Origin of the sequence: Actinomadura keratinilytica (assembly GCF_039539665.1) — a bacterium.
Lineage (GTDB): Bacteria > Actinomycetota > Actinomycetes > Streptosporangiales > Streptosporangiaceae > Spirillospora > Spirillospora keratinilytica.
This window is the reverse complement of the sequence record NZ_BAABDO010000175.1, coordinates 1-9,761: the sequence shown is the minus strand read 5'-3', so window position 1 is coordinate 9,761 and position 9,761 is coordinate 1. Positions and strand designations below refer to the sequence as shown.

Annotated in this window: 11 protein-coding genes and 1 pseudogene; 4 read left to right on the top strand and 8 right to left on the bottom strand. The window is 69.8% G+C overall.

Going from position 1 to position 9,761, the window contains the following annotated elements:
• Positions 1–375: 375 nt before the first annotated feature.
• From ABD879_RS30710 to ABD879_RS30690, 5 genes are all read right to left on the bottom strand, one after another.
• Positions 376–561, bottom strand: a complete 186-nt coding sequence (locus ABD879_RS30710; RefSeq protein WP_345025237.1) for a hypothetical protein — start codon at positions 559–561, stop codon at positions 376–378.
• A gap of 60 nt (positions 562–621) precedes the next feature.
• The gene (locus ABD879_RS30705) at positions 622–864 is read right to left on the bottom strand and encodes a DUF397 domain-containing protein (RefSeq protein ID WP_345025236.1); all 243 of its coding nucleotides are present in this window, start codon (positions 862–864) and stop codon (positions 622–624) included.
• A gap of 182 nt (positions 865–1,046) precedes the next feature.
• Complete coding sequence (locus tag ABD879_RS30700; protein WP_345025235.1) at positions 1,047–1,799, bottom strand: SAM-dependent methyltransferase; 753 nt, start codon at positions 1,797–1,799, stop codon at positions 1,047–1,049.
• Complete coding sequence (locus ABD879_RS30695) at positions 1,796–2,299, bottom strand: hypothetical protein (protein WP_345025234.1); 504 nt, start codon at positions 2,297–2,299, stop codon at positions 1,796–1,798. Before ABD879_RS30695 ends, ABD879_RS30700 begins: the two co-directional genes overlap by 4 nt.
• Positions 2,300–2,544: 245 nt before the next feature.
• A complete protein-coding gene (locus tag ABD879_RS30690) occupies positions 2,545–3,657 on the bottom strand; it encodes a helix-turn-helix domain-containing protein (RefSeq protein WP_345025233.1) in 1,113 nt (370 codons plus the stop codon).
• A 914-nt stretch (positions 3,658–4,571) separates the two neighbouring features.
• Here ABD879_RS30690 and ABD879_RS30685 point away from each other — a divergent pair.
• The 3 genes from ABD879_RS30685 (at position 4,572) to ABD879_RS30675 (ending at position 6,659) form a co-directional block, all read left to right on the top strand.
• Positions 4,572–4,898 carry a hypothetical protein gene (locus ABD879_RS30685; protein ID WP_345025232.1) on the top strand — a complete coding sequence of 109 codons (327 nt, stop codon included), beginning with the start codon at positions 4,572–4,574 and terminating at the stop codon, positions 4,896–4,898.
• 131 nt (positions 4,899–5,029) lie between these two features.
• Positions 5,030–5,638: a hypothetical protein gene (locus tag ABD879_RS30680; protein WP_345025231.1), complete on the top strand. Its 609-nt coding sequence runs from the start codon at positions 5,030–5,032 to the stop codon at positions 5,636–5,638.
• 181 nt (positions 5,639–5,819) lie between these two features.
• On the top strand, positions 5,820–6,659 hold the full coding sequence (locus ABD879_RS30675) for a protein-L-isoaspartate O-methyltransferase family protein (RefSeq protein ID WP_345025230.1): 840 nt from the start codon (positions 5,820–5,822) through the stop codon (positions 6,657–6,659).
• 699 nt (positions 6,660–7,358) lie between these two features.
• On the opposite strand, the gene ABD879_RS30670 is transcribed toward ABD879_RS30675, so the two are convergent.
• The gene (locus ABD879_RS30670; protein ID WP_345025229.1) at positions 7,359–7,967 is read right to left on the bottom strand and encodes a UTRA domain-containing protein; all 609 of its coding nucleotides are present in this window, start codon (positions 7,965–7,967) and stop codon (positions 7,359–7,361) included.
• A 23-nt stretch (positions 7,968–7,990) separates the two neighbouring features.
• Here ABD879_RS30670 and ABD879_RS30665 point away from each other — a divergent pair, with 23 nt between their 5' ends.
• Positions 7,991–8,422 (top strand): tyrosine-type recombinase/integrase, encoded by a 432-nt coding sequence (locus ABD879_RS30665; protein ID WP_345025228.1) that lies wholly within the window; start codon positions 7,991–7,993, stop codon positions 8,420–8,422.
• 98 nt (positions 8,423–8,520) lie between these two features.
• Here ABD879_RS30665 and ABD879_RS30660 read toward each other — a convergent pair.
• Positions 8,521–8,769, bottom strand: a pseudogene (locus ABD879_RS30660) (SAM-dependent methyltransferase); the annotation flags it as partial.
• Positions 8,766–9,761 (bottom strand): cytochrome P450 family protein (locus ABD879_RS30655; RefSeq protein WP_345025227.1); only part of this gene is annotated, 996 nt, incomplete at its 5' end. The pseudogene ABD879_RS30660 and the gene ABD879_RS30655, both read right to left, overlap by 4 nt.

Below are 9,761 nucleotides of genomic sequence, written 5' to 3'. Positions count from 1 at the left end.
CGACCGGCCGCATGCCCAGGTGCGGCACTTTGGGGGTGTCCGGTTCGGTGAGGGTGCGGCTGTAGTCGAACACCACGGTTTCGATGTGCTTCATGCTGGTTTCTCCCGTCCTGTGTCGTGTCCGCTCTGTTCGACGGCGTCCACCGTCCGGCCGGACCGGTGGGAACGGCAGGGGTTGCGGCGGACGAGCGCGCACCAGGGCGGCGCGCAGCGGCATGGGCGGACGCGTCGGCTGCAGCAGCCAGGTCAGCCACCGGTGGGGCGAGGCGGGTTCAACCGCGAGTGCGGCGGTGTATCACCCGGTCGCATCGGCCTGCGGATGGCACGCCGATGTCACAGGCGATCTCCTCGATGACCCGGCTCGGGCGCCGCCGATCACTCTTCGATCTCTCGCTGCTTGGCGAGGATCTTCGTCCGCAGGTCGTCGGGGGTGTCGGCGTCGAGGTCGATGCGGTCGGGGTTGCCGCCCGCGGGCGGATGGAAGCCCCACCAGCGGCCTGCGTCTGAATGCACGATCGACCAGCGGGGGAACTCTTCGCGGAGGGCGTGTCGCGGGTCCACGGCGTCTTCCTTGTCTCCTTGCTGCTCACAGGGGGCCGTACGGCGGTCCAGGGCGCCTGGTCAGGCGGCGGGCGGATCGAGGTCGCCGAGTTCGACCCGGTCGATCAGCGCGGTGAAGTCGGCGCGGCTGAGCACCGGCACGGGGCCGCAGTCGTGCTGCGTGCTGCCGCGAAGGCTGCGGGCCGAGCCGAGGCGAGCGATTTCCACACAGGTCACGTCCCCGGCGTTGTCCGGGCTGCCGCTGTGGCTGCTCGTGCGCCAGCGGGGGCCATCGTTCCAGGCACTGTTGAAGTGGTCGGCCACTCTTCGTTTTCTGCCTTTGGGTGCTTTGCCGTTTCGGTGGGGTGCGCCGTACGGCCGCGCGGCTCCGTTCAGGGGGCGGGTGCGGCCGCCGGCCGTACGGCGCCGGGCGCACCGCCGCACCCGTGGGGCTGTGCGGCGGTGCGCTGTCCGGGCGGTCGCGGGGGAGGGCCGCCCGGGGTCCGTCAGGGTCCGCCGCGCCCCGGCGGTGCGCGCAGCACGCGCCGCAGGGAAGGCGGGGCGGTGGGCTCGCCGTGCCGGGATCGCGTCTCCAGCACGCCGACTGCTCCCAGGCCCTGCACCAGTGGCGTCGCCGGGGCGCCGATGGTGGGCAGGTCGGGGGTGAAGCGCGGGTCGGGGCGCCAGGTCTCGACCGGCACCAGGCCGGGGTCTTCCAGGGTGAACCCGTCGAACAGGTCGAGGATCTGCCGGGCGGTGCGGAACACCAGGGGGGCGGCCTTGTCGCGGTACATCCGCTCGACGGATTCGACGACGTCGGCCGGGGTGCCGTCCCGGGCGATGTGGGAGATCACCAGTCGGCTTCCCGGGGCCATCTTCGCGCGGAACACGCGCAGGCACCCGGCGGGGTCGTCGTCCTCGGTCAGGAAGTGCAGGACCGCGACCAGCGCCAGGGCGACGGGCTCGGACCAGTCGACCAGTCCGTCGAGGCGGGCCACGATCGCGGCGGGGTCGCGCAGGTCCCCGTCGACGGTCGTCACCCGGTGGGCGTGGGCGCGGGCGTGTGCGAGGACCGTCGCGTCGTTGTCCACGCCGATGACGCGGGTGTCGGGGGCGATGTCCCAGGCGACCTCCCACGGACTGGGGGAGGTGGGGAAGCCGGTGCCGATGTCGATGACCTGCCGGTTCCTCGATGGGTTGGCCTGGGCGTTCCTGTCTGTTCCGGTGTGCTCCGGTGCGGTGGTGTCTGTCCAGGTCAACCCGGGTTTCGGTGGTGCGGGTCCGGTAGGCGGCTGGTGTGCGTTCCGGTCCGTTCGGGGGCGTTCGGACCCTTCCGGTTGACGGGTTGATGACGCGGTGATGACGGAATGCCGGGCGGGTCTGCGCACGTGGCGGGCCGGTCAAGGGGTGGCGCGCGGCGGGCGGCGAAGCGGGGTGACGGGCGCGATGGCGGGGGCTTGGGTGCTGGCTGGTTCTCGGCGGCGGCGAATGCCCGATCGATGGCGTTGCGGGTGCGGGCGTGCTCAAGCTGGCGTTCTAGGGGCCGGTCCATCCAGTCGGTCAGCAACACCTGTACCTCGCTGCCTACTACCAGGGTGCGCACGGGCCGTTGCAACAGCCGTCCGGCCTTGCGTCCCGCGCGGCGGTACAGCTCCCGCTCATCGTCGCTGTGGAAGGGGGTGTGAATGCGGCCGGTCCGGCGTAGCTCGGTGGTCCATGTGGCGGCCAGCTCGGCGGCGTGGTCTTGACCGTGGCTCATGATCGCTATCCCTGGGTGGCCCGGCTTCCAGTCTGCCGGATGGTGCAACGGGGCGGCGGGGTGTGGGTGGACGGATGCGGGCTTGACTGGGGCGGCGGGCCGCTAGCCTGGTCGGGCTCGGGCGTCCCTGTGGGGCTGCCCGGCCTTACGCCCGTGGCGGTCCGCCGGAGGGGTCCCCGGTCAAGTACGCATCCGGCCACCCGAGCGCATGATCAGCCAAAGTGAGGCGGAAGCTCACTTGCAACTCAGCGAAGCATCGCTACGTGCCGGGCGAGCCGAGCCGAACCAAGACGCTCGGCGAGTCCGGCGACCTCACCTAGGATTCGTTCGGCCTCTGCTTCCTCGTGCAGTGCCCGCAGCGATCGCACTTGATCAAGGCGGTAGTACGCCACCCATTCGGAGTGACGCACCTCCGCCGACAGATCGTCGAGTCCGGCCGTCAGTAGCTCGATCGCTTTGGCATGTCGCCCCAAGTATCGGTAGGCGCGCCCGTGCTGCATGGTGAGCATGTCGGGGCTGAAGAAGTAGATCCACGGCGGTTCGTCTTCGGGATGCTCGGCGGCCTGTGTGGTCAGCTCACGCGCCTCATCGAACTTGCGGTCGGTGCTAGCCGCGTCGCCAAGGATCGCCAAGCCGCGCGCTTCTTGCTGAACGGCCAGTGCTCGCACGCCGGGGCTCGTATGCCTGTCTCGCTGTGCCGCTTCCGAGAGGCCGACCATCGGGGCGACATCTCGACGCAGCCATGCTGTATGGCCCTTCATGTTGAACGCGGTGGCCACCATGTCCGCGTTCCCCGCTTCGGTAGCCCACACGATCGCCCGGTCGTAAAGCTGATCGGCCTTGGCTAGGCGGCGAACGCTCGCGTGCAACCAGGCATCGAACTGTGCCCATTGTGCCGCGATGTCCAGCACGCGGGGGCGGACGCGTCCGCGTGCCTCGATGACGAGGCGTTCGACGGTCGTTAGTTGGGCACCGACAGTCTTTAGGAGCGGTTCAGAACCGATGACATCCTCTAGGCGGCGTTGCGCGGCCAGGATCGTTGACAAGGACTCGACCACCGCCAAGTCGGTTCGGCCTGGCCTGCGCGCAGCCTGTATGAGGCGTTCCTCGTCGTCGGGGGTCAGGTCCCCATTTAGTGCCCGCCGGTCCAGTGACAGTGACGACGATCTGAGCGCTACCAGCTCCCCGTTTGCATTGAGGATGTCGTCTAGACGCGCGGCCAGTTTCTCGGATGGGCGCTTGTGGCCGTTGATGACCCTTGACAGGTTGCCCTTGTCGTAGGGGACGGTTCTGGAGAGTTCCCGCAGGCTTAGCCCGCGTTCGGCCATCAACTCGCGCAGCTTCTCAGCGAAGGTCATCGCCTCACCCGTACCCGTTCCGCCTCCGGGGTGACCCTTGTACGCGTTGCCGTTGCCGAGACGGCAACCACACAACGGGTTCCACGGTAACCGCATGTGCGCTGGTCTGGTCTAGGAAGTTGTGCCGCAGGGTACAAAAGGCGGCCCCGAGCGCGACGATTGCGGCGTCGGCCGGGGCCTGACCAGGAAGGTGGTCCTGGCTGTGGGCAATGGTACGCGCGCACGTGACGGATATGACCCGTGGGATGAGGCGGGAAGGCAAGGTTCCCCGGCGGCATGCGGCACGCGGCCGGAGGCGGGGGCGTCATGAGGCGCGGCGCGGGGGTTGGGTTCGGCCTGTGCTGGGCTCGCTGATCCATGTGGAGCGGCGGTGAGCGGGTCGGGTCTGGCGTCGGGCGGTGACGGGATGGTCTGCGTCTCGCGTGAGTTGTGGGCGTCGGTCCTGGTGGCGTTGGAGCACGGGGACGCGGCGTTGCGTGCCGAGGTTTATGCCGAGGTCGTCAGGCTGGGGTTCCCGGCGTGGCAGGCGGATTTGGACGATCCGGGGGCGCTGGCGGGTCACGTGCGTGAGGTGACGGGCTTGTCGGTGTGCCTGGACGACGGGGCGGGGCCGGTGCCGGACGGGTGGGCGCCGTGTCGTCCGCGTCTGTCCCCGATCCCGGCGGCGTCGTCCAGGACGCGGGCGGGTTCGGACTCGGCATAGAGGCCGGGGCGGCGGCGTGGTGTGGACCTTTCCCCCTTCGTGTCCCCGCGCCGTCGCTCCTGGGCCGCGTCCCCCGCCCGGGTTGGGCTTTGTCTCTCCCCCGCCCGGGGGGCGCGGCCCGTTCCAGCGATCAACAGAGATCAGCAGCGATCAGGGGCGATAGGGCATGACGGGTGTTGCTGTGCTGCCACGGCGTGAGGAGTTCGGGCCGTTGGCGCGGCTGCGCGCGGTGGTGCGGCGTCGGGTTCCGGTGGTCGCGGTGGCGTTGCTGGCGGGTTCGGGCGGTGAGGCGCCGTCGCGAACCGAGGTGTCGCGGGCCGATGTGCTGCGGGTGACGTACCGGCAGTGCGGTCCGTGGGATGTGGTCTGGGATGTGCGGGCTGAGGTCTACGTGTGGGCGAGCGGGCCGCTGGCGGGTGAGTGGTTCGGGCCTGACCTTGATGAGGCGGCCGGGCACATCGCGACGGCTGTCGGGGCGCCGGTCGGTGCTGGACCGGGCTCGGCGTCAGGTTCGGAGTCGGGGCCGGAGTCGGCCTAGGTCGCACGCGGCGTCAGGGGCAGGGATCATCACGGAGAGGGGATATGACGACGCTTGCCGGGTGGCAGACTCCTTCGGCCGATGGGCCGGGGGGTGCGCGGGAGTTGCCGCATGGGTGGACGCTGGCGGATGTGAACAAGCTGGCGGTGTCTGTGGTGACCCGCGACACGTGGTGGTCGCATCTGATGAGTTTCCCCGACCGGTTGGAAATGGCCTGGTCGGCGATGATGGAAGAGATCTGTCTCGGCGATCGGTGCCCTTCCGCTCAGGACCTGGTCGCCAAGGCTGTCGGCGCTATCCAGCGTGAGGCGCATCAGCTCAGGGCGGCGCACGGGACCGGCAACCAGACCGCCAAGGGCGTAGGGGTTGCGGGGCTGAACTTCCATCGGTACTGGTGGCAGCGTCACGTGTGGGGTTTTGAAGACCTGGTTGTTGACGCGATCGCGGTGGGGCAGATCTGGGAGCGGCTGACGCCTCGGCAACAGATGGTGCTGGCCGCGCTCATGAAGGCCGATGGCGATGTGCGGGAGGCGGCGGAGTCGCTTGAGTACTCCCTTGCCCATTTCCGAAAGCTGCTGAAGGAGGCTCGCGATCACTTCTTGGAGTGGTGGCATGAGGGTGAGAAACCGTCGCGGATCTGGATGCAGGACGGGCCTAGCATCTCCTCGATAGCGCTGATGTCCACTCTGCGGAGACGCAAGCGGGAGGCGATCGCGGCTGCAAGATCGCAGAACGGCTAGGGCGCTGAACGGGAGTGCTGCCTGTCGGCAGGGTGACAGAACCACGGCGGCGGGGTCCCAGCGAACGGCAACAGAGAGGAGCGAATGCGATGGGGAAGCACGCAAAGAAGCAAGCGTGCGGTGCGTGCGGCGGTAAGGGCTACACGTTGATCAATCTGGACAACAAAGAGCAGAAGGTCACGTGCGGGTCCTGCAACGGGACGGGACAGGCGTCGTGACCGGGTTTACCGGGCTTCCGCCTGTTGACCGGCGCCTGTTCATCCCGGAAACGGTGTGGGTGGTCCGGGACAGTGAGTTCGTGTCGCTGTCTCGCCGCGATGACCCGGAGGAGTGGGAACGGCTGGTGGCGTCGGATGATCCGATCACGACGCAGATCAAGGATGGCATGTGGCCTACGTCGTCCTCGTCGGCTCCGTCGGTGATGGCCCAGATGATCGGCGCTCTGCGGGTTGACGCGGGCATGCGCGTGCTGGAGATCGGCACGGGGACCGGCTACAACGCCGCGTGCCTGGCGGCGCTGGGGGCCGAGGTGGTGTCGGTCGAGATCGATCCGGCGGCGGCGGACCGTGCCCGGGATGCCTTGCGGGTCGCGGGCTTCGGCGACGTGGTCGTGATCACGGGGGACGGGGAGGAGGGCGCGCCCGCGCATGCGCCGTTCGATCGTGTGGTCTGCACGGCGGCGGCGCATACCGTGCCTTATGCCTGGGTGAAGCAGACACGGGCGGGCGGGGTGATCGTGGTTCCCTGGGCGGCCACGTTCCATCCGGCCGGGCCGCTGGCCGTGCTGGAGGTGCGGGCGGACGGGACGGCTGAGGGGCCGTTCGTCTCCCCGGCGCACTTCATGCCGCTGCGCGGGCAGGGGATACCACAAGCGGTACGGCATGAGACCGAGGAACGGTGGATCAAGGCTGGGCGGCCCGACTGCGCCCGGTTCGGAGTGACCGTGACTGCGGAGGGTCAACGTGTCTGGTTGGACTCGCCTGACAATCCGATCACCGTGGTCGGTCCGGCCGGTGGCTGATCGGGAGGGGTGAAGGGCCGCGGCTTTCCTTTTCGTGCGGGCAGGGTCGGGGCCGGTCGATGGCCGTAGGCCACCCCGGAGGGGCGACCGTAGGGAGTCAGCCGGCGCCGTTGCGGCAATTCCGTCTCAGGCGTCGTCTCTGGTGGAAGCCGCTGCCCGGCGCTGTGGCGTGTGCTGGCTGGGGGCCTGGCCCCGCGCGGTGCGGCGGGTGCGGTCCGTCCACAGCGTTGCCGGGGGCTGCGGGCGGGCGCCGCGCTGCGAACGGCGCCCCAGCGCCGCATGCGCAAAGCGCGGGCGCCCGCGAGGCGGCCCCCGGCCTGCTGTGGGCGGGCCCGGCCACGCGCCCGGCCTGCTGCGGGTGTGGCGGCGTCCCGGAGTCGGCGGGAACGGCGCGGGAGGGGCCGGGAAGGGGTGGCGAGCCTGGCGGCGTGCGGCGGGAGCGGCCGTGCTGGCGGGGCGGGGCGAGCCGACCGGGGTAGGGGCCCCGGTCGGTCTCGTCCCCCAACCCCGTCCGCCGTGCCCCGGCCGCGATCCGCCGTGCGAGTGCCGGGCGATGACGCCCGGCGGCCGGTCTGGACGCGTGCGTGATTCGGTGGCGATCACCTGGGGAGGCCCGTCAACGGGCCGTACTGGCGTATGGCCCGCGCCCCGCGCGGGCCCTTGATCCAGTAAAGAAAGTCTGAGCCCATCGCGTTCGGGTCAGATCGTGAGGGCGATTCCCTCTTCCGCGAGTTCTTCGGGGGGGAACAGTGCGTTGGGGTCGTCGGCCAGTTCGGCGCCGTGGCCGATTTCGAAGTGGCTAGCGGGGGCCTTGACCTCGGTGGCCTCCAGGAGGCGGCCGTGTTCGTCGATCATGGTGCGGGTGATGGCGAGGATGGCGTCGGTGTAGTCAATTGCCAGCCGGGCGCGTTCGTCCCCGTAGGCGAGTCGCGCGGTGGTGAGGGTGACCCATCGGATTTCGCCTCGGCCGCGCTGTAGGGCTTGGTAGAAGAACTTGGGGCGCTTGCGGTACTGGTGGAGGCGCTTCTGGTCGTCCCAGTCAGGGACGAGTTCGGCATCGGCGTAGGAGTTGATCTCGATCCGGCCGCCGAACTCCAGGCGCCACAGGCTGTGACGGTGGATCACCGGGTGTCCCGGCCGGACGCTCAGCATGGCGGCTATCTGCCGGGTGGCGGTCATCTTGCGCCCAGAGAACGGTTCCGTCTCCCACTCTCGTCGCGCAAGTCTCCACCCGTAGGCGCGGATGTCGGGGTGGTAGGCGGGTGAGGCCAGATCGGGCCGGTCCTGATTGCTGATCAAGATCGTCACGGCGGGTCGTCCCCATTCCTGAAATGGTCGCTGACGCGCTGCGGGCACACCGTGAGGCATTCCCTCCGGTGGCCCAGGATGTGCCGGACGTGGACGGCAAGCGGGTGCACCGGGTGGAACTGGTCTTCACCCGGAACAACGGCACTCCCGCAAACGCGGATTCCCTGCGTCAGCCGTTCACGCGGGCGCGTAAGGCGGTGGGGCTGCCGTCCTCGGTGTGCTTCCACGTGCTGCGGCACACCTACGCATCGCTGCTGATCCAAGCGGGAACGCACCTTACGGTCATCCGTGACCGGATGGGCCATTCCTCCATCAAGGTCACCGCTGACACCTACGGGCACCTGTACCCGACCGAAGATGACCGCACTCGTAGCGCCATTGACGGCGCTTTCAGCGGGGACGCTGGCACCGGCGATCCCGGCGACGGCGGGACGGGCGTTCCGGCAAAGCGCTGACCAGGCAAAACGCGGTGAGGTGACAGGATGTTGACGCGGAACCGCACCCGGCGGCCGAATAGGGCCGCTGACCTGCGGAAATGCGTCATCCCTGTCGCCATATTCGGAAACTGCCGGATCCCCGACTGGATGCAGTGCCGGACGGCACGCGCCAGGAAGTGCCGGTTGTGCCGGGCGAGCGGTCGGATCCAGGGCGCCGCGGCCAGGACGCGTTCGGCTGCTTCGCGGTCGACCTCGTAGTTGTCCTTGCCGCCCAGGTAGTAGTCGTACATGCGGGCGACGCTGGCGGGGCCGCGGTAGCGGACGTGGCGGTCGGTGGGGTCGGGGACGTCGATCGTGCTGTTCATCGGGATGCTTTTCGTCCGGCTCGGTGAACGGGGGACATGGTGACGGGGAGCCGTGTGACGCCGCAGGCGACCAGCGACGGCAGCGGCTCCAGCTCCTCGGGCGGTATCGCCGGTTGCAGGTCGAAGCGGGTGAGCAGCTCCTGCAGGGCGATGGCGGCTTCGAGCCGGGCCAGGGGCGCGCCGAGGCAGAAGTGCGGGCCGTGCCCGAACGCCAGATGCGCGGCGGGGCGGCGTGTGAGGTCGAAGCGGTCGGCGTCGCCGCCGAAATGGTCGGGGTCGCGGTTGGCGGCGCCGTAGCACAGCAGCAGGGCCTCACCGGCGGGCACGGTGACGCCGCACAGCTCGGTCGGGACGGTCGTGTACCGGAGGGGGAGGGCGGCGATGGGGGAGGCCCACCGCAGGGTCTCCTCCACCAGATCCGCCCACACCCACCAGCCGTCCAACTGCCGTGCGAGTAGGAGCGTGTACTGCTCGGGGTGGGCGAGCAGGGCCCGGAGGGCGTTGGTGATCAGGTTGACGGTGGTCTCGTGGCCGGCGCCGACCAGCAGCACCAGCGTGTCGACGAGCTCGTCGTCGGTGAGGCTGCTGTCGGGGTCGGTGACCAGCCGGCTGGTCAGGTCGTCGCCGGGGCTGCGCTTCTTGGCGGCGGCCAGTTCGCCGAGCACCTGCCGCAGCTCGGTGAACGCCGCGGCGTGGTCGACCTCTGCTCGCCCTTGGTCGAAGGCGGTGTCGCACAGCCGCTGCACGTGGGGCCGGTCGGGTTCGGGGACGCCGAACAGGTCGCAAATGACCTGCAGCGGCAGCGGCAGCGCGAACCGTGCTTTCAGGTCGACAGGGCGGCCGTCGGCGGCGAGGTCGGCGACCTCGTCGAGCAGGTCGCCGACGATGGCGGTGATGCGGGGCCGCAACGCGCTCACGCGTCGGGGGCTGAAGGCGCGCTTCACGGGTTCACGCAGGCGTTGGTGCTCGACGCCGTCGGCGGTGAACATGTT

Bases quoted from the DNA above. Each gene is read 5' to 3' on its own strand.
- ABD879_RS30695 (WP_345025234.1), bottom strand. From the start codon at position 2,299: ATGAGCCACGGTCAAGACCACGCCGCCGAGCTGGCCGCCACATGGACC.
- ABD879_RS30690 (WP_345025233.1), bottom strand. From the start codon at position 3,657: ATGACCTTCGCTGAGAAGCTGCGCGAGTTGATGGCCGAACGCGGGCTA.
- ABD879_RS30665 (WP_345025228.1), top strand. From the start codon at position 7,991: ATGGTCGCTGACGCGCTGCGGGCACACCGTGAGGCATTCCCTCCGGTG.